Source organism: Streptomyces sp. NPDC037126, assembly GCF_055605965.1.
Map to the genome: position 1 here is coordinate 330,256 of NZ_JBVJTD010000004.1, position 26,206 is coordinate 356,461.

General features: G+C 72.9%; 26 protein-coding genes. 9 read left to right on the forward strand and 17 right to left on the reverse strand.

Features of this window, described 5'->3' with window-relative positions; translation table 11 throughout:
* Window positions 1–36: 36 nt before the first annotated feature.
* On the reverse strand, window positions 37–1,380 hold the full coding sequence (locus ACZ7FF_RS13060) for a chloride channel protein (protein ID WP_470811940.1): 1,344 nt from the start codon (window positions 1,378–1,380) through the stop codon (window positions 37–39).
* 278 nt (window positions 1,381–1,658) lie between these two features.
* Between ACZ7FF_RS13060 and ACZ7FF_RS13065 the strand changes: the two genes are divergently transcribed.
* Window positions 1,659–2,282: a class I SAM-dependent methyltransferase gene (locus ACZ7FF_RS13065; protein ID WP_470812242.1), complete on the forward strand. Its 624-nt coding sequence runs from the start codon at window positions 1,659–1,661 to the stop codon at window positions 2,280–2,282.
* A gap of 25 nt (window positions 2,283–2,307) precedes the next feature.
* Here ACZ7FF_RS13065 and ACZ7FF_RS13070 read toward each other — a convergent pair whose 3' ends face one another.
* From ACZ7FF_RS13070 to ACZ7FF_RS13120, 11 genes are all read right to left on the reverse strand, one after another.
* Window positions 2,308–2,481, reverse strand: a complete 174-nt coding sequence (locus ACZ7FF_RS13070) for a hypothetical protein (RefSeq protein ID WP_470811942.1) — start codon at window positions 2,479–2,481, stop codon at window positions 2,308–2,310.
* Window positions 2,459–4,324 (reverse strand): carbamoyltransferase family protein, encoded by a 1,866-nt coding sequence (locus ACZ7FF_RS13075; protein WP_470811943.1) that lies wholly within the window; start codon window positions 4,322–4,324, stop codon window positions 2,459–2,461. The genes ACZ7FF_RS13070 and ACZ7FF_RS13075 overlap by 23 nt, the downstream gene beginning before the upstream one ends.
* A 1-nt stretch (window position 4,325) precedes the next feature.
* Window positions 4,326–4,517, reverse strand: a complete 192-nt coding sequence (locus tag ACZ7FF_RS13080; RefSeq protein WP_470811944.1) for a hypothetical protein — start codon at window positions 4,515–4,517, stop codon at window positions 4,326–4,328.
* Between the two features lie 11 nt (window positions 4,518–4,528).
* A complete protein-coding gene (locus tag ACZ7FF_RS13085) occupies window positions 4,529–5,446 on the reverse strand; it encodes an Inducer of phenazine A (RefSeq protein WP_470811945.1) in 918 nt (305 codons plus the stop codon).
* A gap of 43 nt (window positions 5,447–5,489) precedes the next feature.
* On the reverse strand, window positions 5,490–6,425 hold the full coding sequence (locus ACZ7FF_RS13090; protein WP_470811947.1) for an NAD(P)/FAD-dependent oxidoreductase: 936 nt from the start codon (window positions 6,423–6,425) through the stop codon (window positions 5,490–5,492).
* Window positions 6,426–6,428: 3 nt separating this feature from the next.
* Window positions 6,429–7,712, reverse strand: a complete 1,284-nt coding sequence (locus tag ACZ7FF_RS13095) for an MFS transporter (protein WP_470811949.1) — start codon at window positions 7,710–7,712, stop codon at window positions 6,429–6,431.
* Entirely contained in the window at window positions 7,705–8,607 is a 903-nt protein-coding gene (locus ACZ7FF_RS13100) for a phytanoyl-CoA dioxygenase family protein (RefSeq protein WP_470811951.1), read from the reverse strand. Before ACZ7FF_RS13100 ends, ACZ7FF_RS13095 begins: the two co-directional genes overlap by 8 nt.
* A gap of 34 nt (window positions 8,608–8,641) precedes the next feature.
* Window positions 8,642–10,522 (reverse strand): carbamoyltransferase C-terminal domain-containing protein, encoded by a 1,881-nt coding sequence (locus ACZ7FF_RS13105; protein WP_470811953.1) that lies wholly within the window; start codon window positions 10,520–10,522, stop codon window positions 8,642–8,644.
* A 109-nt stretch (window positions 10,523–10,631) separates the two neighbouring features.
* Window positions 10,632–12,215 carry a radical SAM protein gene (locus ACZ7FF_RS13110; RefSeq protein WP_470811954.1) on the reverse strand — a complete coding sequence of 528 codons (1,584 nt, stop codon included), beginning with the start codon at window positions 12,213–12,215 and terminating at the stop codon, window positions 10,632–10,634.
* A 195-nt stretch (window positions 12,216–12,410) separates the two neighbouring features.
* Window positions 12,411–12,578 (reverse strand): hypothetical protein, encoded by a 168-nt coding sequence (locus ACZ7FF_RS13115; RefSeq protein WP_470811956.1) that lies wholly within the window; start codon window positions 12,576–12,578, stop codon window positions 12,411–12,413.
* A 277-nt stretch (window positions 12,579–12,855) separates the two neighbouring features.
* Window positions 12,856–13,374 (reverse strand): GNAT family N-acetyltransferase, encoded by a 519-nt coding sequence (locus tag ACZ7FF_RS13120; protein WP_470811957.1) that lies wholly within the window; start codon window positions 13,372–13,374, stop codon window positions 12,856–12,858.
* On the opposite strand from ACZ7FF_RS13120, the gene ACZ7FF_RS13125 reads away from it, so the two are divergent.
* Complete coding sequence (locus ACZ7FF_RS13125) at window positions 13,373–13,978, forward strand: helix-turn-helix domain-containing protein (protein WP_470811959.1); 606 nt, start codon at window positions 13,373–13,375, stop codon at window positions 13,976–13,978. The genes ACZ7FF_RS13120 and ACZ7FF_RS13125 overlap by 2 nt on opposite strands.
* A complete protein-coding gene (locus ACZ7FF_RS13130) occupies window positions 13,975–14,409 on the forward strand; it encodes a hypothetical protein (protein ID WP_470811960.1) in 435 nt (144 codons plus the stop codon). Before ACZ7FF_RS13125 ends, ACZ7FF_RS13130 begins: the two co-directional genes overlap by 4 nt.
* Before the next feature lie 16 nt (window positions 14,410–14,425).
* On the opposite strand, the gene ACZ7FF_RS13135 is transcribed toward ACZ7FF_RS13130, so the two are convergent.
* On the reverse strand, window positions 14,426–15,028 hold the full coding sequence (locus tag ACZ7FF_RS13135; protein ID WP_470811962.1) for a GNAT family N-acetyltransferase: 603 nt from the start codon (window positions 15,026–15,028) through the stop codon (window positions 14,426–14,428).
* 52 nt (window positions 15,029–15,080) lie between these two features.
* Entirely contained in the window at window positions 15,081–16,124 is a 1,044-nt protein-coding gene (locus ACZ7FF_RS13140; protein ID WP_470811963.1) for a cytochrome c oxidase assembly protein, read from the reverse strand.
* A 342-nt stretch (window positions 16,125–16,466) separates the two neighbouring features.
* Between ACZ7FF_RS13140 and ACZ7FF_RS13145 the strand changes: the two genes are divergently transcribed.
* On the forward strand, window positions 16,467–17,375 hold the full coding sequence (locus tag ACZ7FF_RS13145; RefSeq protein ID WP_470811965.1) for a hypothetical protein: 909 nt from the start codon (window positions 16,467–16,469) through the stop codon (window positions 17,373–17,375).
* Between the two features lie 49 nt (window positions 17,376–17,424).
* On the opposite strand, the gene ACZ7FF_RS13150 is transcribed toward ACZ7FF_RS13145, so the two are convergent.
* Window positions 17,425–17,988: a hypothetical protein gene (locus ACZ7FF_RS13150; protein WP_470811966.1), complete on the reverse strand. Its 564-nt coding sequence runs from the start codon at window positions 17,986–17,988 to the stop codon at window positions 17,425–17,427.
* A gap of 292 nt (window positions 17,989–18,280) precedes the next feature.
* Between ACZ7FF_RS13150 and ACZ7FF_RS13155 the strand changes: the two genes are divergently transcribed.
* Window positions 18,281–19,168, forward strand: a complete 888-nt coding sequence (locus ACZ7FF_RS13155; RefSeq protein ID WP_470811967.1) for a polysaccharide deacetylase family protein — start codon at window positions 18,281–18,283, stop codon at window positions 19,166–19,168.
* Here ACZ7FF_RS13155 and ACZ7FF_RS13160 read toward each other — a convergent pair.
* Complete coding sequence (locus ACZ7FF_RS13160; RefSeq protein WP_470811969.1) at window positions 19,134–19,883, reverse strand: TetR/AcrR family transcriptional regulator; 750 nt, start codon at window positions 19,881–19,883, stop codon at window positions 19,134–19,136. The genes ACZ7FF_RS13155 and ACZ7FF_RS13160 overlap by 35 nt on opposite strands.
* 126 nt (window positions 19,884–20,009) lie before the next feature.
* On the opposite strand from ACZ7FF_RS13160, the gene ACZ7FF_RS13165 reads away from it, so the two are divergent.
* Window positions 20,010–21,233, forward strand: coding sequence for a saccharopine dehydrogenase family protein (locus ACZ7FF_RS13165; RefSeq protein ID WP_470811970.1), 1,224 nt, complete (start codon window positions 20,010–20,012; stop codon window positions 21,231–21,233).
* On the opposite strand, the gene ACZ7FF_RS13170 is transcribed toward ACZ7FF_RS13165, so the two are convergent.
* Window positions 21,190–22,482 carry a hypothetical protein gene (locus tag ACZ7FF_RS13170; protein ID WP_470811972.1) on the reverse strand — a complete coding sequence of 431 codons (1,293 nt, stop codon included), beginning with the start codon at window positions 22,480–22,482 and terminating at the stop codon, window positions 21,190–21,192. The genes ACZ7FF_RS13165 and ACZ7FF_RS13170 overlap by 44 nt on opposite strands.
* A 998-nt stretch (window positions 22,483–23,480) precedes the next feature.
* Here ACZ7FF_RS13170 and ACZ7FF_RS13175 point away from each other — a divergent pair.
* The 3 genes from ACZ7FF_RS13175 (at window position 23,481) to ACZ7FF_RS13185 (ending at window position 26,139) form a co-directional block, all read left to right on the forward strand.
* Entirely contained in the window at window positions 23,481–24,419 is a 939-nt protein-coding gene (locus ACZ7FF_RS13175) for a quinone oxidoreductase family protein (RefSeq protein WP_470811973.1), read from the forward strand.
* Between the two features lie 89 nt (window positions 24,420–24,508).
* Window positions 24,509–25,312, forward strand: a complete 804-nt coding sequence (locus ACZ7FF_RS13180) for an IclR family transcriptional regulator domain-containing protein (protein WP_470811975.1) — start codon at window positions 24,509–24,511, stop codon at window positions 25,310–25,312.
* A gap of 68 nt (window positions 25,313–25,380) precedes the next feature.
* Entirely contained in the window at window positions 25,381–26,139 is a 759-nt protein-coding gene (locus tag ACZ7FF_RS13185) for an IclR family transcriptional regulator (RefSeq protein ID WP_470811976.1), read from the forward strand.
* Window positions 26,140–26,206: the final 67 nt, after the last annotated feature.

A 26,206-nucleotide genomic window follows, 5' to 3' on the forward strand; every position in this document is an offset into this window, starting at 1 on the left:
CGGTCCCGCGGCCGTGGCGAGCCGTCCGTGTCCACCTCAGGCGCGGCTCTGTCCGGGCTCCTCCGGCTTCGGCCGGCGCGGGGCCAGGAGCCGGCTGGTGAGCAGGGCGACGACGGCCGACAGGACGATGAGGGGCATCTGGTCGTAGGCGTCCTGGCCGAGCAGCAGGACGGCCAGGACGGAGCTGGTGAGCGGCAGCCCGGTGACGACCGTGGCCGCCGCGGCGACGCCCAGCGCGAACCCGGCCGTGACCCCCAGCCCGGGCAGGCCCGAGCAGGCCACTCCCGTCGCCACGCCGATCAGCACGGACGGGAAGATCGGCCCGCCGCGCAGGCTGCCCAGGCTGATGCCCCACGCGAGCGCCTTGCAGACGACCAGCGCCACCAGCGCGAGCACGGACCACGCGTGGGGCGTCTTGGCCAGCTGGCCGAGCGTCACCTGCCCGGACAGCGCGGCCTCCGCGGGCGAGCGGCCGGTGAGCAGGGCGTACGCCGCCACGCACACACCGACGGCCATGGCGCACAGCACGGTGCGGACGGCCGTGCTCCTGGCGGAGGTCCATCTGTTGGTCCGTTCGCCCAGGCGGTGTGCCGCGGTGACGATCGCGGCGATCAGCACGGCCGCGGGCAGGCCCCACAGGAAGTCGCCCGCGTCCGGCTTGGTGTCCGGCGGCACCGTCGGCAGGGCGAGGGCGCCGATCGACAGTCCGGTCCAGTGGCCGAAGCCGGTGAAGACGAGCGCCCCGGCTCCGCTCGCGGCCAGGCAGGGCAGCAACAGGACGGCGAGCCGGGGCCCGGCGAGCCCCGCGGCCTCGACGACCATGATGGAGGCCACGACCGGTCCGCCGAGGATGGTGGAGATCGCCGCCGTGGAGCCCGCGGTGGCCACCACCGACGTCGAGGGGGGATCCACCGTGTGCCGCACGGTGTGCAGGCCGAACAGGGCCAGCGCCGAGCCGACCGCCATCAGCGGCGCCTCGGGACCGAGGGTCACACCCAGCGGCAGGGTCAGCACGGCGGCCAGCACCACGCCCGGCAGGGCCCGCGGCCCCACGGGCTTCCCGCCCAGCCCCCGCACCGGGATGTGCCCGCCGCCCCCGGGCATGCGGGTGACGATCGGGGCGAGGATCAGCCCCGCCAGCGTCAGCGCGGGCAGCGGCCACCACCACGGGGCCTGCCCGAACCCGAGCGCGTGCGGCAGCTCTTCCCACACCTTGTCCTGCAGCCAGCGCTGGAAGGAGACGAAGAAGAAACAGGCGACCGCGATGGGCACGCCGAGGCACAACGACAGCAGCAGGAGCCGGAGGTAGCCGGGGCCGAGCAGGATCCGCCCCGGGTCGGCCGAGTCCGAGGTGGGGGGCTGGGTGGCCGGGCGGCTCACGCGCGCTCCTCGGGGGTCGGTCGGCTCGGCACGCGGACGCCTCCCTCCGGCGGGCGGGACGCGGCACGTCCGAAGTGGCCGGTCCCGCGCCAGGTGGGCTTCAGTGAACGGCCTTCAGTTAACGGCCGCCCGGCGACCGCCGCATCTCGGAGTCGCCCGGGCCGCCCAACACGTCCCGAAACAGCGCCCCAACGGCGTAACACGCGGGGCACGCCCGGGCGCACGCCGGCAGCGGCGCGTCCGCCCGCAACTTCCGCCTGGCCTACGATCGGACGGTGATGGAGAGTGCAACGCTGGCCGGGGCGTTCGACGAACTGGCCGAGAGCTACGACCACCCGCACCACGAGGAGATCGCCCGGGCGCTGATCGAGTGGGTGGCCCCCGGCACGGCGGAGGCGATCGCGGACGTGGCGTGCGGGGCGGGCGCGGTCGCCCTGCAACTCGCCCGGACCCGACCCACAGGCGCCCGCGCCGTCCTGGCCGTCGACCTGTCTCCCGGGATGGTGGCGGCGGGCCAGGACCGCGCCGCGGCCCTGGGACTGGGTACGGCGATCGACTGGCGGGTCGCCGACGCCGTACCGCTGCCGGTCGCCGATCACTCCCTGGACGCCGTGTTCTGCGCCTCCTCGCTGCACTTCCTGGGACGCCGGGCGCCGGCCGACTGGCTGCGCGCCCTGCGGCCCGGCGGCCGCGTGGGATTCACGCTGCCGCTCGCCACCCACTTCCGCCCGTCCGGCCGCTTCGCGACGCACGTCGCCCGTGACGTGCCACTGCCCCGCACCGCCGAGGAGGCGAGTGCGTGGGCGACGGAGTGCGGCTTCACCGAAGCCGACTCACGCGTCCTCGTCCTCGGCACCCGGCGCGTCGCGGTGACCTCGGCGACGAGCCCGGGCGGACGGTGATCCGGTACCGCCCGGGGCGGCCCCGTCACCGCCGGGAACGCGCCGGGCGGGTCAGATAGCTCGTACGACGGCTGTCCCAGGAGCGGCGGAGCGGGTCCCGTACGGCCCGTACGCACAGCCCGGCCGGGGTGACCACCGCGAAGTACAGCGCGGCGAGCCCCAGACGGCCCAGCCGCTCAGTCCACCGGGATCGCGGCACGCCAGTCACCCTCCTCCCGCCACTCGGGCTGGTCCCGCTTGTCCAGCAGGAAGCCGCCGAGGACCAGCAGGTCGATCCGCGTGCGCATGAAGCAGGCGTAGGCCTCCGCCGCGTCGCGCACGATCGGCTCCCCGCGCACGTTGAACGACGTGTTCACGAGCACCGGGCATCCCGTGCGTTCCTTGAAGGCGGTGAGCAGCGCGTGGAAGCGCGCGTTGTGTCCGGCCGTGACCGTCTGCACCCGGGACGAGCCGTCGACATGGGTGACCGCGGGGATCGTCGAGCGCGGCACCCGCAGCAGATCCAGACCGGTCGCGCCCTCGGCCGCGGCCCCGCACTCGCGCCGCCGGGCGGCGGCGACCTGCGCGGTCAGCAGCATGTACGGGCTCTCCTGCGGCAGGTCGAACCAGTCCTTGGCGTCCTCGGCGAGGACAGCGGGGGCGAACGGCCTGAAGGACTCGCGGAACTTGGTCTTGAGGTTGAGCGTGGACTGCATGGCCGGGTCGCGCGGGTCCGCGAGGATCGACCGGTTGCCCAGCGCGCGCGGCCCGAACTCCATACGGCCCTGGAACCAGCCCACCACCCGCCCGGTCGCCAGCTCCGCCGAGACACGTGCCACCAGCTCGCGCTCCGGCAATCGCACGGCGGGGTACCCGCCCCGGGTCAGGAAGTCCTCGATCTCCTGGTCGGAGCAGGAGGGGCCGAGCAGCGCCCCCGCCATCGCGTCCGTACCCCGTCCCACATGGGCGCGGGGCGCTCCCCGGCGGTGCGACTCGGCCAGCGCCGCGCCCAGTGCCCCGCCCGCGTCCCCGGCCGCCGGCTGGATCCACAGCTCCTCGGTGACCCCGTCCGCCAGGAGCCGGCCGTTGGCCACGCAGTTGAGCGCCACTCCGCCGGCCAGGCAGAGCCGCCGCTCCCCGGTGCGGTCCAGTGCCGTCCGGGCCAGCCGCAGCATCACCTCCTCGGTCACCTGCTGCACCGAGGCCGCCAGATCGAACTCCCGCTCGGTGAGCGGGCCTTCGGGTGTCCTGCGCGCTCCTCCGAACAGCTCCTCGAAGGCCCGGCCGACCATGGTCCGCCCGTACTGGAAGGTGAAGTGGCGCAGATCGAGCCGGAACGAGCCGTCAGGCTTGACGTCGATCAGCCGCTCCCGGATGAGCGGCGCGTAGCGAGGCGTCCCGTACGGCGCGAGCCCCATCAGCTTGTACTCGCCCGAGTCGACCTTGAAGCCGCAGAAGTACGTGAAAGCCGAGTACAGCATGCCGAGCGAGTGCGGGAAGCGCAGTTGCGCGAGCGGGACCAGCTCGGTGCCCCGGCCGTGCCACAAGGTCGTCGTCTCCCACTCGCCCACGCCGTCGACGCACAGCACCGCGGCCGACGGGAAGGGGCTGGGGAAGAACGCCGAGGCGGCGTGCGAGGCGTGGTGGCGGTGCGCCACCACCGGTGGCAGCGGCCGCCCCGGCGCCAGGGCGCCGAGCCGCGCCCGCACGTCGTCCAGGGCGCGCCGCTTCCAGCCGGCCCACTCGGGGAACGCCCGGCGGAACACCGGGAAGCCGTGCGGGGCCGTCGCCAGCCAGGTCGCCAGCACCCGGCGGAACTTCAGCGCCGGGTCCTCGTAGAACGCCACGGCCGCCAGGTCGTCGAGCCGCAGCCCGGCCTCGCGCAGGCAGAAGTCCACCGCACGGTGGGGGAACCCGGGGTCGTGGCGGCGCCGGGTGAACCGCTCCTCCTGCGCCGCCGCGAGCGGGGTGCCACCGGCCACCAGGGCCGCGGCGCTGTCGTGGTAGTAGGCGGAGACGCCCAGGACCGGGCCGTCCGGCCCGCCGCCCGTGCCGGTCCCCATGTCAGAACAGGGGGTAGACGGAGGCGTCGTCCTCGGGCTGCGGCCGCAGCCGGGACGGCGGGGCGGCGGGCGGATCCGGCGGGGCGCTGGGGGAGGACCCGGGCCCGCCCCGGTGCCGCAGCCAGGAGGCCAGGCGGCGGACCGCCGACGCGGGCGACGGGCCGCGGTCGTCGTCGTGTTGCGGGTCGCGCATGGAGGGGCTCCTCACGCCAGGTCGAGGCGGTCCGCCAGCTGCCGGGCCACGAGGTCGTAGCCCAGATCGGTGCAGTGCACGCGGTCGATGAACAGCCAGTCCTCCGGCCCGGCGGCCTCGCCCAGCGCCACGTTCATGTCCAGGAACGGCACGTCCAGGCCGGCGCATCCGGCGGCCAGCCGGTCCGCGTAGGCGCGGCCCACCGCCATGGTGGAGATGTCGTTGTGGAACCGGCGGAAGTTGGACACCTCGTCCAGTTCCTCGAACAGCAGCCGCTCGCGCGGCAGCGGCTCCTCGCGCACCCAGGGCGCGAGCGGCTGGAGCACGAAGGTCAGCCGGGCGCCGAGCCCGTCCGCGAGGGTCTTCCACGCGCCGAGGTGCCGCAGGGTCAGCTCGGTGGCGTGCGCGACCCGCTGGTCCGGCGGCGGCACCACGTCGGGGGCGGGGCCGCAGTCGAAGAAGGCGCCGTGCCGGCCCTGTTTCTCCTCCGGCAGCCGGCTGAGCACCAGGTTGTTGACCCCGGACAGCAGCACGATGTCCTCGACCGGCGGGAGTTCGTGCAGGAACAGGGTGAACAGCAGCAGTTCCTGCGCCGAGTTGTGGCTCTGTCCGGCGATGTTCAGCCAGGGCAGCCGGGGCGCGTGGCCGTTCCACAGCCGTGCGGTGACGGTGGCCGTGTCGTCGGTGGCGCCGACGCCGAAGACCGCGGAACTCCCCGCGAGCACCCGGGCCGGTCCGTCGGGGCGGTCGTCGCCGACCGTCGCCCGGAGCCCGCCGGGGCCGGGCGTGACCCGGAAGCCGTGCCGGTCGGTGGTGTAGACGGGTGTCTTCTCGTTGCCGTACTGGAAGTACCCCAGGTAGGGCTGGTCCTCCAGGAAGAAGGTGTAGTGCTCCATGTGCGGGGTGAACTCGGCGCGGGGTGAGGTCATCGCGAAGGGGCTCCCGTGGCGTGGGTGGGCGGGCGTCGTGCGCTCAGCGGGCCGGGGCCGGGGGCGGCGGCTCGGGCAGGGATCCGGGACGGTCCTCCCGGATCAGGTCGGCGTTGATGGCCATGCCCGCGAGCCCGCCGCTGGCGGCGGCCATCGCGGCCTGCTGCATGTTGCGGCCGAGGTCGCCGGCCACGTACAGCCGGGGCAGGCTGGTGCGGCCGCGCTCGTCGCTCTGCACGGACTCCAGGTCCGGGGCCTGCAGCCAGGGGCGCAGCGGGGCGACCCGGGGCTCGGTGTCCAGGTGCAGGAACATCGCTCCGTAGCTCGCGGACCGGCCGTCCCCGAACACCACCTCGACCCCCTCGGGATGCGGCTTCAGCTCGCGGACCTGTTCGGCGACGACGGGCACCCCGGCCGCCGTGAGCCGGTCCCGCTCGTCCTGGGGCAGCTCGCGCCGGTCGGTCAGGTAGGTGATGGTGTCCGACCACACCGTCAGGGTCGCGGCCAGGCACTCGCTGGGGACCGTACCCCCGTACACGGCGAAGCTGCGTTCGCGCACCTCCCAGGCGTGGCAGTACGGGCACTCGAAGACCGACCTGCCCCACAGGTCCGCGAGTCCCGGGACGGGCGGCAGCACCGAGCGCACTCCTGCCGCGTACAGCAGGGTGCGGGCGCGAAAGGTGCCGGACTCCTTGGTGCCGACCACCACATGGTCGCCGTCGGGCTCGGCGGAGACCACCTGGTCGTCGCGGAACGTCACGTCGTACGAGGAGAGTTGGGCGCGCGAGCGGGCCCGGAAGTCCGCGATCGTCGACCCGTCGTTGGTGAGGACGTTGTGCATGACCCCGGCCGCCATGTTGCGGGCGTCGCCCGAGTCGATCAGCAGCACCCGGCGGCGCGAACGCCCCAGGTAAAGAGCCCCGTTGAGGCCGGCCGGGCCGCCCCCGACGATCACCGTGTCATAGAGCTGCGTTTCCAATGGTCACCCCTTGTCGAGTAGGTCGCCGTTCGCGGGCCCGCCGGCGGGCAGGGACGGGTCCTCGCGCAGCGGCGCGAGCAGCAGCAGCGCGCCGACGGCCAGGACGGTCCCGCACACCTCGAACACCGCGGGCACGGAGAGGGTCTCGGCGAGCAGGCCGCCGAGCGTGGCGCCGATCGGCATGGAGCCCCACGAGCACAGCCGGGACACGCTCATCACGCGGCCCTGCAGGTCCTCCGGTGTCAGCCGCTGGCGCAGCGACATCACGGGGATGTTCCAGCCCATCATGAAGACGCCGTTGGCGGCCAGCGCCAGCGCGGCCAGTACCGGTTGACGGCCCAGGCCCAGCGCGACGTACGCGGCCCCGGACGCCACCAGGGACCACCGGGCCAGCCGTACGGTGGGCAGCCGGTCCGCGGCCCGGGGCGCCAGCCAGCTGCCGGCGACGGCGCCGACCGACCCGGCGGCGAGCAGCAGCCCGTACCCGGTCCCGCTCAGCCCCAGGTCGCGGTCGCTCAGCAGCACCAGCATCGAGAAGGTAGCCGAGAACACCAGGCCGTACAGGGCGCTCGCGGCCAGTGTGAGCCGCAGGGTGCGGTGGCCGAGGACGAAGCGCAGGCCCTGCCGGATGTCGCGCAGCACCCCGCCGCGTGCCCCGCCCGGGGCGCTCTCCCGGCGGGTGCGGGCGAGCGGGGAGAGGCCCACCAGCAGCAGCGCGGCCAGCGCGTACAGCACCCCGCCGGTGGCCAGTGCCGCCGCGGCGGCCAGACCGGCCAGCAGGCCCGCCACGGGCGGCCCGATCATCTCGTTGAGCAGGATCTGCGCCGCCGACAGCCGCCCGTTGGCGCGCTCCAGCTGCCGCTCGTCCACCAGACGCGGCAGCATCGCGGGCGCCGCGGTGTCGGCGAGGGTCTCGGCGATGCCCAGCACGAACGCCAGCGCGTACAGCAGCGGGAGGGGGCGGCTGCCGGCGAGCACCACCATCGCGCCGAGCAGCGCCCCCGCGCGCACCAGGTTGCTGCCCAGGACGATCCGGCGCCGGTCCACCCGGTCCACCAGGACGCCGGCGGGAAGCGCGAACAGCAGCCAGGGCAGCATGTTGACGGTGGTCAGCCCCGCGACCGCCGCCGGATCGGGATGGTGCGCGACCACCAACAGGGGTAGCAGGGTACGGGTGATGCCGTCGCCCGCGTTGGAGGCGGCGGTCGAGGCCCACAGCCACCGGAACGGACCGCCGAGGTCCGCCCGGCGGTCGTGGCCGGTTCCCCGTCTGGCGGTGTCAGCCAACAACGCTCCCCTCGGACCACGTCCGCAGTCCCAGCAGCCGCTCGCCCAGCTCGCTCAGCGCCGCCGGGCCGTACAGCTCGGACTCCTCCTTGCGCCTCCCGCCCTCGGGCGGATGCGGCGGGACGCGGTCCCGCCAGAACCGCACCCGGGCCTCGCGCAGTTCGGCGTTCTCCTCCCAGGCGGGCGCCATGGTCAGGTACTGGGCCATGCGCACCCGGGACTCGGAGACGTTGGGGTGCACCCCGTGCGGCAGCAGGCTGTTGAAGATGATCAGGTCACCGGGGGCGACCCGGGGCGTGGTGATCGGGTAGCCGGTGATGTCCGGAGTGAACGGGTCGCGGTCGGCGGGCTGGCCGCCCACCCACTTCTCCCACTCCTCGAAGATCTCCGGCACACACTGGAAGCCGCCGATCTCCTCGTCCCCGTGGGTGAGGGACAGCACCGCCTGGCAGCTCACCGGCAGTGGATCGGCCGAGGTGTCCACGTCCCAGTGGACGAACCCGTCGAAGGCGCGCGGTCCCCGGTTCGGCGGGTTGACGTTCGCGTAGTCGATGGTCACCCACAGGTCCGTACGGTCCCAGACGTCGACGAAGGCCTCGTAGACCCGCGGAGTCTGCCGGATGTCCCACTGCGCCTGGTGGTTGTACATCTCGACCAGTCCGCTGTGGCCCGGCAGCCGGTCGTTGCCCGTGTGCGGCGAGGTCCAGGTCGAGGGGTCCTCGGGACGCATGTCGAGGAAGGAGGCGAGCCCCTCCGCCAGCGCGGCCACCGTCTCCGGCGGTACCGCCTGACGGACGATCACATGGCCCTGGGTGGTCCACTGTTCCCAGTCCGCGCGGGACAGGACGCGCAGCGGCTCCTTCTTGTGGATGTCTCGCAGTTGTGTGGCGGCCACAGACACTCTCCAGGGTGCTGTACGGGGGCGGGTTTCACTCGGCGATCAGGCGGTGTTCGGGCAGCACCACGGCGTCCAGCTCGGTCTCCAGGAGCAACTCCACGGCCTCGTCGAGCCGGTTGAGGATGGGCCGGCCTCCGCCGTTGGCGCTGGTGTTGATCAGCACCGGCAGCTCGGTGCGGGCGCCGACCGCGTGGCACAGCCGGTGCAGCAGGGGCTGCTCGTCGGGCCGTACGGTCTGCAGCCGGGCCGTGCCGTCGATGTGCCGGGCCTCGGCGAGCTGCCGGGCCCGGTCGGGCCGCACCCGTACCGCGAACAGCATGGTCTCGGTGTGGTCCAGCGGCCCGGTGAAGTACTGGTCGGCCACCTCCTCCGGGCAGATCGGCGCGACCGGCCGGAACCACTCCCGCTGCTTGATCGTCTGGGACACGTACTTGCGGGCGCCGCTCCAGTGGGCCGAGACCAGCAGCGAGCGATGACCGAGCGCCCGCGGCCCGGTCTCCATGCCGCCCTCCAGCCAGGCCACACAGCGCCGGCCGGCCAGCAGCTCGGCGACGCTCTCGATGAACTCCTCGTCGTCCGGGCGGCGCACGGACAGCCCGAGTCCGCTCAGCCGCCGCGCGAGGTCGCCGGCCGGGTCCGTGCCCTCGCCGTCGGCCTTGCCGAGGCCCTCCAGCGGCGGTCCGGCGTAGGCCAGCGGCGCCCATCCCGAACGGCCGAGCAGGGCCGGCCGGTCGGCCGGCTCGGCGACGGCCAGCGCCGCGCCCAGCGCGATCCCCGAGTCGTCGCAGCAGGTCGGGATGGACACCCGGGTGAACTGGCCCGACTCCGCGAGCAGGCTGTTGGCGGTGATGTTGAGCGCGCAGCCGCCCGCGTAGCAGAGCGTGGCGTAGCTGGGGAAGCGGCGGCTGATGCCGGTGACCAGCCGGGTCAGGTCCCGCTCCACTGCGCTCTGCAGGGTGGCCGCCAGGTCCCGGCACACGCGGTCGTCGGGGGAGGTGCCGACCGGGACGGCGAGGCCGTCCGCGGTGCGGATCTCGTCGGGGAAGACCGAACCGAAGGAGTGCACGACGTCGTCGTCCGAGGAGTCGGCCAGGCCCGCGTCCAGGTAGCCGCCGCTGACCGGGTCGTACTCCCACCAGGTGTCGGCGTAGCGCAGCGCGGTGCCGGTCAGCGCGTCCTCGTCGAGCCGTTCGTACAGGTCCGACGAGGCACGCCGGGTGGACTGCGGGACGAGCATGGCGCGCAGCACCGGCAGCAGCGCGGGGTCGGCGTCCCCGGTGGCCGTGAGTCCGAGCAGCTTGCCGGTGTCGAACTGACTGCCGTGGACGCGCCGGGCGAGCGCCTCGTAGACCAGGCCGAAGCGCGGGCCGGTGCGGTTGGTGAAGGACATCACCGGGGTCAGCTGGTCGCCGTCGCCGAGGCAGACCATGCCGCACTCGGCGTAGTTGCCCGTGCCGTCGAGGGCCAGCACCAGCGCTTTGCGGGCCCCGGAGGTGTAGTACGCGAGGGCGGCGTGCGCGTAGTGGTGGCGCACCGCGGTCAGGGTGACGTCGTCGAACCCCTTGGCCAGCGGCCAGTCCAGGGGCTTGATCACCCGGGTCACCGCGTCGGCGAGCCCCGCGCCGCCGGTGGCCGTCCAGCGGGCGTCCTCGTTGACCAGCTCGACCAGGCCCGGGGGCAGCACCGCGCACCTCGGCGTGTACCAGTCGGCCACGGCGATCCGGGTCACCGGGCCCGCCGCCCGCTCCCGCAGCTCGGCCAGCCACTCGGCGGCGGCCCGCGGGAAGTCGCCGTTGCCGCCGCACACATGGCGGAAGCCCAGGCGGCGTTCGGCCTCGATGACGCGGTATCCGCCCTCGTCGGTGAGCGCGGCACCGGCGTCGTGGCCGAAGTGCATTCCGATCGTTGCCATGGAACCAGTCACCCTTCCTCGGCCCGGACCGAGGTCGCGGGGGCCGGGTCGTGGCTCGGCGGGCCGCCGCGCGCGGGGCGGCCCGTTGCGGGGGTCGTCGGGGCCGGGGTCAGGACAGGGTGGCGAGACTCTGCGTGTGATGGCGTTCCAGGAGGCCCTGGACCACCTCCCGCATGTAGGCGCAGTAGCCGGGCGACATCACCTGGATGGAGCCGTTCTCCTCCTCCAGCGCCCCGGCGGAGCCGCCCGAGCAGGTGCCCTGCAGCTCACAGCCCTGACAGCCGGGGCCGTTGGTGTACGCCCGCATGCCGTAGTCCTGGTAGGCGGGCGAGGAGAAGATGCCGCGCCAGTCCTCGATCGTGCCGAGCTTGCGGGCCGTGGCCTTGCAGGCGAAGACGCTGCCGTTGGGCTCGATGGACAACTGGCGGCCGACCGCCGGGCAGGTCTTGTAGTCCGCCTGCTCGGCCCACTTGGCCTCGTCGATGATCATCTGGAAGGTCTGGTACCAGTAGCCGCTGAGCTGTACGCCGCGCTCGCGCCCGTAGTCCACGGCGGCCAGCAGCCGCTGCGCCACGTCGTGCGGACTGTGCTGTTGGAAGAACTCCTTGGCCTGGAACGACACGATGACGTCCAGGCTGTCCAGGCCGGCCTCGGCGACGAAGTCGATGAGCGGGGTGCCCCACTTGTCCCAGGTGTACTGGGAGAGCACCGAGGTGATGCTCACCGGGACGCCCGCGGCCTTCATGTCCAGGATCGCCTTGCGGACCACGGGCCACGCGGTGCGCTGCTGCTGCCCGCCGCGGAACTCGCCGGTCTCCGGGACCAGATAGTCGATGGAGACGGTGGTGTCGACGCGGTGCTCGGCGAGCGCGGCCAGCAGTTCGTCGTCGATGCGGGAGCCGTTGCTGGTCAGGTCGTACGAGAGGGTGACGCCGTCGTAGGCGTCGCCGAAGGTGCGCAGCACGTGCAGGATGGTGCCGCGCGCGAGGGTCGGCTCGCCGCCGAAGAACGACACCGTCAGGTGGCCGCCACCGTTGGCCTTGCGCAGTTCGACGGCCTCCTTGACGGTCTTCTCGGCCACCTCGCGGGACATGTGCATCGAGGGGTTGCGGCCCTCGTCCGAGCCGTGGTTCCAGTCGCCCTTGGCTAGGGTCGGGCCCGAGTCCTGGTGGACGGGCGCCGAGTCCTCGCGGGAGCGGCGCAGTTCGACGAGGACGGGACCGGGTTTCACCGACTCGCCGGAGGTGTTGCGCTCCTCGACGCCGCCGTCGAAGTTGTACGCGAAACAGCCCTGACAGGAGAAGTTGCAGGCGTTGGTGAGCACCAGCTGGATGGAGGAGTGGAACACGCCGCTGCTGAGCGCGCTCTGCCGGCTCTCCAGCAGCGTGTCGATCTCCTTCGCCTCGTCGTGCCCCGCCTCGACGAGGAACCGCGACTCGACGAGGTCGCGCAGCGAGGCCTCGTCGACCTTCTCACGCAGCCGGTCCCAGCTCATGCCCTGGGAGGCCTCCCTGAGGAGTTCCACGATGTCCCGGTCGATCAGCCGCGCATTTCCGAAGAGTGAATGAAAGGCCATGGTTCGCTCGTCGTCCGCGTAGGAATCGAGCCGGCCTCCGAATGACGAGAAATCCCGGTCGTCCGCGGCGCGCAGGGTGCGGACGTAGCGCGAGGACTGGTACACCGAATTCTGCATGGCTGAAGACTTCTCCCTGCGAGTCACGAATTCCGGCGCGGCGCACACCACGGCTCGGCACGCGGTGCACGGCACGGCGTCGGTGAAAGGCACCCCGGCGCGCAGCCGTTGGACACGGACCGCTCCCGGCTGCCGGTCGGCCCGCGCGTCAGACCGGGGCCCGGCCTGCGGGCGGGGCCCCGGGTACCTCAGCCCTTAGGCCGGTTCACACTCTTTGCGCTGCTCGGCGGGGGCCGTGACGGCCTCCACCTGCTTGCGGGCGGGAGTGATGGTCGGGGCGTTGCCCTTGTCCGGCGAGACGAACGCGCACGGGCGGGACGACGCGGTGACCGCAGGGCGGACCACCTTCTTGACTTCGGCCATGTGACCTCCTCAGTGGGTGTGATTCACAATGCGCTCCACTGAAGCAGATGCAGGCAACACCCAATAAGGCTTCAACCGGTCAGGGTTGGGAAACCGTTTCCGCTGCTCGATCCGACGGAATCGATCTTTCGGTGTTCGGTGTGCGCCGCACTTGTGCGCCGATTCACCTGCATTCCCTCCGTGGCCAGGCGTGTTCGGGCGCATCTCCATGCGCCCGGGTATTCCGCTCGCGCCGGATGTATTCCGGCCACGGGCGCCGGACCGCGCTCCGCACCGGTCAGTCGAGAGCCAGGCGCATGATCGTCAGGTCGAGCCAACGGTCGAACTTGAGTCCGACCTCGCGCACCGTTCCGGCGTGCTGGAACCCGAACCGCTCGTGCAGCCGGACCGACGCGGCGTTGTCCGCTTCGATGCCGGCGATCATGACGTGATGGCCGGCCTCGCGAGCCGCGGTGACGAGGGCGGTCAGCAGGGCGGAGCCGATGCCGAGCCCGTGCCGGCCCTCGCGGACGTAGACGGAGTCCTCGACCGTGTGCCGGTACCCCTCCAGCGCCCGCCACGGGCCGTAGACGGCGAACCCCGCCACCTCGCCGTCCGCCTCGGCCACGAACGCCGAGCCGCGGGCCAGGTGGGCGGCCAGCCAGTCCACCGCCTCGGCGGGGGACTGCGGGGTGTCCGTCCACAGGGCCGTCGAGTGCTCGATCGCGTGGTTCCGGATGGCGCGCACGGCCTCCACATCGCCGGGGTGGGCCCGGCGCACGGTCACGGCCCGCTCCCTCTCGTATATTGGATTCATGTCCAACATAGTAGATCCCCTGGTGGGGCAGATCGCGGCGCGCATCCGCACCGAACGGGAACGGCGCCGCTGGACACTCACCCAGCTCGCGGACGCCTCCGGCGTCTCCCGCGCCATGATCAACCGGATCGAGCGCGGCGAGAGCAGCCCCACCGCCGTCGTCCTCGGCAAGCTTTCCGCCGCCTTCCAGCTGAGCGTCGCCTCCTTGCTCGCCCTCGCGGAAGGGACCGCGCCGGAGGGGACCACGGAGGGCACGACCGGGGGAGCGGACGTACGCCGCCGGACCGACACGGCCGAGTGGCAGGACCCCGGCACCGGCTACCGGCGCCGCCAGATCACCGGCCCGCACTTCCCCGCCGAGGTCGCCGAGATCAGCCTGCCCGCCGGCGCCCGGGTGCCGTACCCGGCCGCCGCCTTCGCCTTCGTACGGCAGGTCGTCTGGGTCCTCGACGGCCGGCTGACCTTCCACGACGGCGACGGCGTCCACGAACTCGACGCGGGCGACACCGTCGAACTCGGCGGGCCCGCCCCCCGCGTCTTCGCCAACACCACCGGCGCCGAATGCCGTTACGTCGTCGTCCTCAGCCGCGGCGCGCAGCCGTGACCGCGGCGCTCTCGCGGGGCGGGACGTTCCTCCTCGCCTGCGTCGCCGGCACGGCGATCGCCGACAACTACGCCCTCCAGCCCGCGCTCACCACGGTCGCCGCCGACCTGCGCGTCCCGCTGTCCGTGATCGGCCTCGTGCCGACCGCCGCACTGGCCGGCTTCGCCCTCCCGCTGCCCCTCACCGACCATCTTCTGGACCCGGGGCGCTCCGGCAGCCTCAGCAGCGTCTACCGCGTGCTGTACTTCACGGTCGGCGCCGTCGGCACCGCCCTCGCCGCGTCCCTGCTCGCCACCCTCGGCTGGCAGGGCAGCGCCCTCACCGCCCTCACGGCACTGCTCCTCGCCGCCGCCCTCGCCCACGCGGGCTCCTGGCGCACTCGCCGTGAGCCGGACGACGACGGCGCCGCGCGGGGGCCGAGCGAGGCGTAGGCGACCGGCTGTCCGGTCACCACAGCATGTCGATCGTCCCCGGATACAGGGCGATGCGACTGCCGTGGAACGACGCCTCGGCCCGCCGGGCGGCGGGGGAGAAGAAGGCGGCCATGGTGACCTTGTGGAAGCCGGGCCGGTCGCTGGGGAACGGATCCTGCGGTGTCCCGCCGACCAGGACCGCACCGGGCAGCATCCGCCAGCCCGCGCCCTCGTAGAACGGCCGGAGCGTGCGGTCACAGGTGAACAGCCCCAGGTCCAGCCCCCGTCCGGGCATCGCTTCCCGGGCCGCCGTCACCAGCCGCCGCCCGTGCCCCCGGCCACGGGCCTCCCGCCGGGTCACCACCGTGCTCAGCCCACCGGTCGCGAAGCGCCCGCCGGCGTGCTCGATCTCCTTGGTCAGGACGTCCAGCGCGGCCAGCACGACGCCGTCCTGAACGGCCAGCATCGACTGCGGCCGCAGCGCGGGATCGTGCACGGGGGCCTCCGCCGGGACGATCGGCCCGTCCGAGGACGGCCAGGCCTGGTCCTGCAGCTCCCGCACCTGCACACGCAGCACGGACGGGGTGGCCGCTTCGGGGAACGTCAGGATCCGCACCCGCTCATCCCGATCACCCACCGCGCGGACGCAACCGGACCTCGACCGCCCCGGCCCGCTGGGGGCGCCCCGGTCAGTCGTCACCGTGCTGGCGGCGGATCCTCGCCGCCACCTCGTTCTGCTCGGTCTCCCACCAGGGGCGTACGCGCTCGGAGTCGGGCCCGGGCTCGGTCCGGCCGGGCCCGGGGACGGCGGACGCGGTGGACGCGCGGGGCGCGACCGGCGTGAGGTCCCGGTCCAGGCGCCGGTCCAGGGCCGCGGCCTGGACACGATCGGCACGCGCCCACTGCACGAGGATCGCCAGCAGGAAGGGCAGCGCGACCAGTTCGGCGATGCTGAGCATCGCACCGCCGCCGAGCTGCTGGTCCCGCTGGACGTCCGGGGACCAGGACGGGGCGTGGTGCAGATACCAGGCACCCGCGATCAACGTGCCGTGCGTCATCACCACGATGCCGGGGACCGCGTCCACGATGCCGTCCAGGAACACGAGCGCCGCGCGCACCGGATGAGTGCACCAGCCGGGCAGCGCCTCCTCGCGGGTGAGCACCGGTACGACGAAGAGGCAGCCGGCCGCCAGCAGGTGCAGGTACATCAGCTCGTGCAGCCAGCCGACACGCAGCGCCGTGGCGAAGTAGGGCGTGAAGTAGACCGTCAGCTCGGTCGCCAGCACCAGCGCCGTACTCACCAGCGGGAAGGTGAGCAGCCGTACGAGCCGCCCGGTCATCGCGTTCCGCACCCGCCGCGAGGCGCCGTCGGGAAGCGCCTCGATCGCGAGCCGCAGCGGATCGCCGAGGGCGAGGCCGAGCGGCGCGACGAGATCCAGCAGCACGTTCTGCACCGCTGCCGGCCAGAACAGCACATGGTCGTACACGGCGAGGCCCGACATCGTGGCCACCGCCAGCCCGCCGAGGCCCAGCCCCGCGAAGGCCGCGGTGCGCCCGGGCGACCAGGCCCGGCCCGCCCGGCGCAGCCTGAGCAGGCCCCAGCCGTACAGTGCGCCCAGCAGGAGGATCAGCAACAGCGCGGGCACGTCCAGCTGCCACGACCCCAGAAGCCGCCCGGGTGTCAGCTCCGGCAGGCTCCCGGCCGACACGACGGCCCTCGCACGACCAGACATGGAAAAGCTGCCTCCTCCTGCATATAGGGAGCACTCCGGACGAGAGGTGACAGTAGCGGCCTGCGGTGCCGCCCCGCTCGGCAGGGTCCGCCGATGCCCGAAGGCGCGGCGTTTCGCCGGGCGCGCCGTGGCCGGTCCCAGGGCGAGCGGCGGTCGCGGCCGTCACGGGGCGCGTGTTACGCCCCTGTGACACCGAACGGACGGTTCCAAGATCGTGCCCTGTCAGGCTCTGTCCTTGTACAGAGCGGCAGGCGGTCGCGTGGCCCTGATCGGCCCGGGGAACGACGGAGCGGCTCTGGTGCCGACCACTCGACATGTCGACGTTTCCTGGGGGATCCACACATGACCACGCCCACCCGCTCCATCGCCGCCGCGATCGCCGTGGCCGCCGCAGTGACCGGCACGGCACTGCTGGGCGCCTCCGGCGCCGCGTCGGCCGCCACCGCCGCCTCGCACGGGACGCTGACCGTCAGCAACGGCACCAAGTACGTGCTGATCAACGGCCACAAGGTCGACTTCGGCGTGCCGGTCCGGGACCTCGCCTGGTCCCCCGACGGCAAGAAGGCCGCCTTCGTCGACGGTTCCGGGAACCTGGACATCGCCAACCCCGACGGCGGCGGGCGCGTCGTCGTCGCGAAGAACCCCGGCAACCAGAACTGGTCGCACCCGACCTGGCAGGTCACCGCGAAGGACACCCAGTACAACATCCCCGCGAAGGACAACCTCATCTTCGCGGCCCGCGCGGGCAACGTCTCCCGGCTGAAGTACATCTCCGCCAAGGCCGTGCACGGCACGCCCAAGACGCTCAGCCTGTACGGCGACCCGGGCCCGGGCGGCGCCCTGCCGCAGACCGGCAACGTCTGGCCGAACGCGGCCGGCCACTACGGCACCTCGGTCTACGCCAACGTCAACACGGGCGACGTGTTCATCCGCGACGACTACCTGCGCCAGCAGGGCGGCAAGCTCGCCAAGGGCTCGCAGCCGGCCCTGTCCCCGAACGAGGAGGAGGTCGTCTTCGTGCGCTCGGTCGCCGGCCACGACCACCTCCTCGTCGAGGACTTCATGCACGGCAACCACGTCAAGGACCTCACCCCGCACGCCACCACCGACTACACCGAGCCGGCCTGGTCGCCCGACGGCAAGACGATCGCGGCGCGCACCCCCTCCGGCACGGTGACCCTGCCGTCCAACGGCACGGGCCACCCGACGAAGGTCACGTCGACGACGGGTCTGGCGGCCTACCGCCCCTGACCTCCGCCGGCACCACGGGCCGGGCACGCCCGGGCGGCCGGAGCGCGCGTCACTCCGGCCGCCGGGCGAGCTCGGCCCGCAGTTCGTCCAGGTGCGCGTCGGCCGTGTCGTGCGGCAGGAACTCGACCACCTCGAGGAACCGGAACAGCACCTGGCTGCTGGTGACGGCGTACTCGTACTCGCCGAACCCCACCACCGCGCCCATCGAGCCCCGGACCGCGCCCCGCACCACATGAGCGGTCATCTCGTCCGGCTCGGCCGCCGAGAGACCGCGCCGCGCGTTGGGCCGGGCCAGGTACGGGCAGACCATCGAGGCGTACAGCATGCACGCCCGGTGCCCCGGCCCCTCCAGGGTCGGCGCGAGATTCCGGTACGGGCGCCCGGCGGCCAGCGCCTCCCCGATCGCCGCGCTCTCCGCCGCCCCCACCACACGCCACACCGGCCCCTTCGGCATGCCCCGGTTGCACACCGAGCACAACCGCCTGCGGGCGCACTCGGCGCTGCGGTCGTGGTCGGTCAGCGCGAACTGCGGCTGGTCGTCCTCCCACGGAGTGATCGCCGGAACCGGATACCCGCGCACGTCCCGGGGCCGCGCCCGCACACCGGCCGGCATGGGAACACTCTCAAACCGCACGGCCCACCCCCGCGAGCGACCGGCTCCACCACACCACCACGAACATCGAACCCCCGTTCACGCCCGGTACTTCCCGCCGTTCTACCAGGCCTTCCATGGTCCACCACAATCGCGGGCACCGACCGGCACCGGCAGCGGTGCGGTGCATACGCCGCGTTTCTGGATGATCTCTTACCCCTGTCTTCACGGCCGCGGCAGGTTCGATGCGTACGGTTGCCGACGTGGGCGGCCGTCGGCCCTCGGCGCCCTTCGACCAGGTCGGGAGGGGCAGATGGCAGCCGGTCGCCGGGCAGTGCTGGCCGCGATGGCGGGAGGTCTGCTCGCCGGGTGCGCGGGACCCGGGAGCGGCGGCGACGCCTCCGGCCCCTCCGGTCCACCGGAGCAGGGCGGGGTCACGAGGACGCCCACCGCCCTCCCGTCCGGCGCGGGCCGCACCCCCGGACCCCTCGTCACGCGCGCCGAGATCGTGGCCCGCTACGGGCGCAGAGTGCCGCACTCCTGGGGCTTCGACGCCCCGGGCGTGGTGCACTCCCTGCCGCACACGGAACGCGCGATCGCGCTGACCTTCGACGCGTGCGGCGGACCGGGCGGCAGCGGTTACGACCAGGCGCTGATCGACTTCCTCCGCGCACACCGCGTACCGGCGACGCTGTTCATCAACTCCCGCTGGATCGACGCCAATCCGGCCCTGTTCCACCAACTGGCCGCGGATCCGCTCTTCGAGATCGCCAACCACGGCACCCGGCACCGCCCCCTGTCGGTCACCGGCCGCTCGGCCTACGGCATTCCCGGCACGCGCAGCGCGGGCGAGGTGTACGACGAGATCGCCGGCAACCGCGCCAAGCTCACCCGGCTGCTGGGTGCCCCGCCGCGCTTCTTCCGGTCCGGTACCGCCTACTGCGACGACGTCGCGGCACGCATCGTCGGCGACCTCGGTGAGCGTTTCGTCAGCTTCTCCGTCAACGGCGACGGCGGCGCCACGTTCACCCCGGCACAGGTGCACGCCACGGTCGCGGCCGCTCCCGCCGGCTCCATCGTGCTGTGCCACATGAACCACCCCGAGGGCGGCACGGCCAGGGGCATCGCCGCCGCGGTCCCGCGCCTGCTGGCCGCGGGCCACACCTTCACCCGCCTCTCGGACGGCCTTCACCGCCGTTGACGGGAGCGCACGCCCCGGCCTGGGACAGCTGCGCGGCGGTGTGCTCCAGCAGCATCTCCAGGGCGGCCGGATAGGCGCTGTGGGGCATGCGCCGGGCGAGGAGCTGCGCGGTGGCGGCGATGTTCGGGTGCGACTCGGCGGGCAGGTGCGCGTAGGTCGAGTGCCACATCCCCTCGTCCTCGGTACGAGCCTCGTCCGCCAGCGCCAGGGAGCCCGCGTCGAGCGCGGCGAAGGCGAGGCTCTGGTCGATGAACGCGTGGTACACGCGCACCGCCGCGGGATCGGGCAGCCCGGCGCCGCGCAGGATGCCGAGGATGGTCTCGTCCACCGCGATCTCGCGAGGCCGCCCGGTCACCCGGCTCGCGGTGAGCACGGCGGCCTGCGGGTGGGCGAGGTAGGCCGCGTGCACGGCCAGGCCCAGGGCGCGCAGATCGGCGCGCCATTCCCCGGTGGCCGTCCAGCTGTCCAGGGCCCGCCCCATCAGCTCGTCCCCGATGGCCCGGGCCAGATCGTCCATCCCGGCGAAGTAGCGGTACAGCGTGCTGGGATCGGCGCCGAGCGCCGCGCCCAGCCGGCGTGCCGTCAGCCCCGTACTGCCGTGCTCGCGCAGCACGCGCAGCGCGGTCGCCACGATGATCTCCTCGGACAGTACGGTGCCGGTGCGCGTGGGCCGACGCCGCCGACGTGCCGCCTCGGGCACCACTTGTTTCGCCATGCCGGTCGTCTCCCGGTGAGAGGTCCGCGGGCTCCCTTATGCCAACGGGGTTGACCTTACATCGCGGCATCGCGTTGCATCGAGCCCGTCCGGAGGCGCCCGCCTCCCGGAAGAAAGGTGCGTGACATGCGAGTACTCCTCGTGGGCGCGGGCGGCGTCGGCACGGCCGTCACCCGGATCGCGGCTCGCCGTGACTTCCTGACCCACATGGTCGTCAGCGACTACGACCTCTCCCGAGCCGAGGCCGCGGTCGCGGCACTGGGGGAGCGGGGCGCGCGGTTCAGCGCGCGGCGGCTGGACGCCTCCGACCAGGACGCGGTCCGCCGGCTGCTCGTCGACGAGCGGTGCGACGTGCTGCTCAACGCCACCGACCCGCGGTTCGTCATGCCCCTGTTCCAGGCGGCACTGGAAGCCGGCGCGCACTACGTCGACATGGCGATGTCACTGTCCGCGCCGCACGCGTCACGTCCGTACGAGGAGTGCGGAGTGAAGCTCGGGGACGAGCAGTTCGCGCTCGCCCCGCGCTGGGAGGAGGCCGGCAGGCTGGCACTGGTCGGCATGGGCGTCGAGCCCGGCCTGTCCGACGTCTTCGCCCGGTACGCGGCCGACGAACTCTTCGACGACATCGAGGAGATCGGCGTCCGGGACGGCGCCAACCTCACGGTCGAGGGCTACGACTTCGCACCCTCCTTCAGCATCTGGACGACCATCGAGGAATGCCTCAACCCGCCGGTCGTCTACGAGAAGGACCGCGGCTGGTTCACCACCGCTCCGTTCAGCGAGCCCGAGGTCTTCGACTTCCCCGAGGGCATCGGCCCGGTGGAGTGCGTCAACGTGGAGCACGAAGAGGTCCTGCTGATGCCCCGCTGGGTGGACGCGCGCCGGGTCACCTTCAAGTACGGCCTGGGCGACGACTTCATCGCCAAGCTGAAGACCCTCCACGAACTGGGCCTCGACTCCACGGCCAGGGTGGCCGTGCCCGGGAAGGACGGGGCCGTGCAGGTCTCCCCGCGCGACGTGGTCGCCGCCTGTCTGCCCGACCCGGCCGGCCTGGGGGACCGGATGAAGGGCAAGACCTGCGCCGGCACCTGGGTCAAGGGCACCAAGGACGGGGCGCCGCGCGAGGTGTACCTCTACCACGTGGTCGACAACCAGTGGTCGATGGGCGAGTACGGCTCGCAGGCCGTCGTCTGGCAGACCGCCGTCAACCCGGTGGTCGCCCTGGAACTCCTCGCCACCGGCGCCTGGTCCGGCAAGGGCGTCCTGGGTCCTGAGGCCCTGCCCCCGCGCCCCTTCCTGGACCTGCTCACGGAGTACGGCTCCCCCTGGGGCCTGCGCGAAGAGAGCTGACGCCGTACCCGCCCACGCGCTCCAGCGCGCGGACGATCCGGTGGTCCGCCTCGACGGCCTCGGGATCGGTGCCACCGAGGACGACCTCGGGGCACCGGCCCGTGCCGCCGGCCGGAGCGTGCGCCTGGTGGTCCTCGCCGACCGCGACGAACGTCGGCAGCCGGCGCAGGGCGCGTCCGAACTCCGGGTCCACGGCGCCGCTGCCGGGGCGCAGGTGCACCCTGACGATGCGGTGACCGGCCGCGGCGGGAAGGTGCCGGAGGGGCGAGGGCGGGTCCCAGTTGTCCAGCGGGTCGGGCAGGCGGTCGTGGACCGCCGCCCGGCGCAGCGCCTCGTCGGCCGGTGACAGCCCGGGCACCGCGAGCGCCGAGAGGAGCAGCGGGCCCCGGCCCTCCTCGTGGGAGAGGCGTGCGGTGACCGGACCGCGCAGCACCCCCAGGGCGCCGAGCACACGCACCATGTACCCCGACAGCTCCGCCGTCAGTGGATCATGACGGCCCAGCAGGTCGGTGCGGAGGAGGGACCCGTCGCCGGCACGGGTCTCGGCCCACACATCGGTGATCACGTGCTCCGTCCCCCCGTCCGCACCGGGGCGGCTGAAGCTGTTGACGACGAACCGGCCGGGGGAGAGCGGCTCGGTGAGGACCAGGTGGCCGTCCCCGCTGTGCCGCTCGGCCGCACGCCTCATCCGGGCCCAGGCGGCGCTGATCTGTGCCTCGCCGTCGCAGAGCATGGGCTCGACCGGCAGGCCGGCCGCGGCCGGGGCCAGCAGGTGGCCGGGCAGGTGGCTGGTCCCGGCCCAGGCCAGTGCCTCGGCGAGGTCCGAGGTGCGGATGCCGCGCGGTGCCGGGATCCCGGCCCGGCGCAGGGCGGCTGCCTGTGCGCCCCGGTCGTAGCGCAGCCGGGACGCCTCGGGATCTCCCTGGGGGACTCCCAGGTGCCAGGCGATCCGCTCGGTCAGTTCGACGCCCGTCGCGCTCCCGGCGACCACGGCCGACACGTCCAGTGCCCGCAGCGCCTTGACCGTGCGCCGCAGGGAGTCGCGATGCTCCACCGTGTCCGCGTAGGCACGCGTCACGCCGGCCGCCGCGGGCGCCGGCCCACCGGGTTGCACCGCCACGCTCCGCCAGCCCTGCCGGGCGAAGGTCTCCGCGAAGGGGGACCTGCCATCGGGAGCGACGATCGCCACGGTCCCTGCGGTGGCTTCGAAGCAGTGGGCGGCCACGAGCGTGGCGGAGGTGACGGCCATGGGAACCAGCTCCATTACGGATGGTGTGTGGGGGGATCGGGCCGGCGGACGCGGTCGCCCCGGAACGGGGGAGGGACCGGTTCCGGGTCTCCCGGCCGGGCATCGACCGTCTACGAGGACCAGATGCGCGCCTTTCCCTGGCAGCCGGCCGGAGGCCGCACCGGCACGGCGGGTGGTCTGGGGGTGGGCAGGGTCATGGGCATGGGTCTCCTGGCAGGCGGGACTGGCCACGGCGACGTCGGCGTGGCGGGGAATGTGGTCGGGACGTCGTGACGGGATCCGTCCGCGGGGATCGCCTCGTACGGGAAAGGCCCGTCACGACGCGGCGGCACGGCACACGACTTGACGCACGGCGGGGGCGACCGGTTGCCGCCGGGACGGACACGGGCGGCACGGCCGGTGCGCGATGCGCCCGCTCAGGTGCCGTTCCGGGTGCTCAGCGAGTGGGCCGTGCCGCGTTCCGGCGAGTGGAGGCGGGCGCCCACCAGGTCATCGGGGCTCTGCCCGGCGGTGACATCACAGGGGTGGAAGAGCGGGCGGTCCCCTCGTGGACGCGGCTCGACGGCACCTGTGTCACATGGTCGTTCAACGGTCCTCCACCCGTCCCCCGTACGCACCCTGGAGCACTCGAATCTTCGCCCCGAGCCGGTTCACTCAGCTCGAAGCTGGTTCCGGCCCGGGCCGAAGAGTCGCCCTCCTCCCCCGTTGCTGCCGCCCGTCCCCGTATCGCACTTGGCGGGGGGACGAGGCCCGGCACTAGGAGGGCGGCATCACTATGTCTCTTTGAATCGGCAATTGCAAGCGGCTGATTTCCCTTCTCATCTCGCGAGAAGTTCTACGTTGAACCTTCTCGTGAGATGAGAAATGAGGCGCGTTTCTCACCTCGTGAGAAATGTGTATGACGCAAGATGCCCAGGTCGGAGCCGTTGCCTGCATGCCATAGCCTGTCGGGGTACACATCCCGCCCCGTCGATAGGAGTACTGTGCGCGCCATTGTCATGAGGGAATTCGGAGGCCCGGAGATTCTGCGGCTGGAAGAGGTTCCCGACCCGGAGCCCGCGCGCGGACAAATTCTGCTGGACGTGCGCCTGGCAGGTGTCAATTACGCAGATGTGCACGTTCGCGGAAATACCTACCTCGCGCCGGTCGAACTGCCGTACATCCCCGGCAACGAGGTCGTCGGCACCACGCCGGACGGAAAGCGCGTCGTGGCGCTGACCCGGGGCGGCGGCTACGCGGAGAGGACGGCGGCCCACCGCAGGCTGCAGTGGGAGATCCCGGACGAGCTCTCGGACGAACAGGCCGTACCGCTGGCCCTGCAGGGGAACAGCGCCTACCACCTCCTCTTCACGGTCGCCCAGATCACCAAGGGGGAGACGGTCGTCATCCCCGCCGCGGCCGGCGGCGTGGGCTCGCTGGCCGTCCAGCTGGCACACCGGGCGGGTGCCAGGGTCATCGCCCTGGCGAGCACGAGCGAGAAGCGTCAACTGGCCCTGGAGCTCGGGGCGGCGGCGGCCGTGGACTCCTCCGACGAGGACGGCCTGGCGGAGCGGATCCTCGACGCCGCGGGAGGGCCCGTCCAGGCGGCGCTGGAGATGACCGGCGGCGCGACGCTGCACCAGACCCTCGCGACGCTGGGCCCCCGGGGCAGGCTCGCCGTGTACGGCTTCGCCGGCGGACAGCTCACGGACGTCCCCGTGCACACGCTGATGCAGAAGTCCATCACCGTCGCGGGCTTCTGGCTGCCGAACCTGTACACCGACCGGACGCTCCCGCTGGCGGCCTCCATGAGGCAGCTCTTCGACGCCGTCGCCAACGGCACACTCAAGATCGTCAACGGCGGGACCTTCCCGCTCGCCGACGCGGCCAAGGCGCACGACGCGCTCAACAACCGTAGCGGCGTGGGCAAGTTCAGTCTCGATACCGTCACGCAATAATCTTGGTCGCACAACGCGCGCGGTGGGACCAGCACCGGGCACGGCCGCGCTCCGGCGGAGGGGCGCGGAGGACCAAGGGGGTACGGCTGATGAGTGGGCAGCGCGGAACCGGGACCAGCTACGCCGAGCGCTTCATGCGGGTGCAACAGGCGTTCATCACTCTGGGACCCGGTGCCCACCGGCTGTCCGAGATCGCCAAGACCGCGGATCTCGACGACTCCACCACCGGCCGCATGCTGACCGCCGGCACCTACAACAGCACCTTCGTCCGGGTCGACCGAGGCCTCTACCAGCTCGGCAGCACCGTCGCCGACCTGGGACTGCACGCGCTCGCCGAGGACAACCTCTCCGGCAGCGAGGCCACGGCCGTACTCCAGGGGCTGCGCACGGCGACCGACAACGGCCTGGTCTTCCTGTACATGAGAGCCCCCTTCGGCATAGCGGGACGGCAGTGCCTGGACATGGCGGTGGGGGACTCCGACCTCGTCGAACTCGGCATGACGCCGCGAGACGTCCTCTCCGTCACCCGCTCGCTGCGCACTGGCGCCTCGGGCCGGACGATCCTCGCCTACCTGCCCGCGCAGATCCAGGAGCGGGTCGCCGCCGAGCCGGTCCCGGACGAAGCCGGACCCGGCGTCATCACGGACGGCGACGAGCTGCTCGCCTCGCTCGCCGACATCCGTGACCAGGGATACGCGCTGGGACACCAGGAATGCATGGCGAAGTGGAACTCCGTCGCCGCCCCCGTCATCTGGGACGGCGCGATCTGGGGCGCGGTCCTGCTGCTCAAGCCCATGGACATCATGCCGGAAGCCCCCCAGCACTACATCTACGCCACCATCACCGCCGCCGCCCGGCTCAGCCGGCTCGGCGGAGCCTGGCCCGCCGACTGACCACCCAACCGGGACCGCCGCCGACGGCGCGCCTTGCCACCGCGGGACGCGCGACGCACGCTGGTTCCATGGGCGGTCACGACGGCCCCACGCTCATCACCTCCGTACAGCGGGCCCTGCGCCTGCTGGAGGCGGTGAGCGCGCACGAGAACGGCGCGCCGGCCAAGCAGCTGGCTCGTGAGACGGGGCTGCCCCTGGCCACCGCCTACCACCTGCTGCGGACCCTGGTGCACGACGGCTACGTGCGGAAACTGGACGACGGCGGCTTCGTCCTCGGCGACAAGTTGCAGGCCCTGCACACCACGGGCCGCGACCAGGTGCTGCTCAGCCGTGTCCGCCCGACCCTCGCCGGGCTGCGCGACGAGCTGGGCGCCGCCGCCTACCTCACGTTCTACGAGGAGGGCGAGATCAGGGTCGCCGAGATCGTCGACGGCCCCCGCACACCCCGGGTCGACCTCTGGGTGGGCTTCGAGGACGCCGGGCACGCCACCGCACTCGGCAAGTGCGTGCTGCGGGAGATGGACGACGACGACCGCCGGGACTACCTGTCCCGGCACCACCTCGAGGACCTCACGCCCAGGACCGTCACCCATCTCCCGGATCTGCTCCGCAGGCTCGCCGACGTGAGGATGGCACCGGCCGTCACCGACCTGGAGGAGTACGCCCTCGGCACGGTGTGCATCGCCGTACCCGTCCGGTACCGGGACACGCTCGGCTCGCTCGGTGTCTCCCTGCCCGTCGAGCAGCACTCCCGGCTGCAGGAACTGCGGTCACGACTGATTCCGACCGCAAACCGCGTGACCAGAAGCCTCTCGCTCACTATCTGAAAACCCGCTCCTTGTGAACGCCTGAGCGAACCCCGTTTCCTTGTGGGCACGGACACACCGGGGGTGC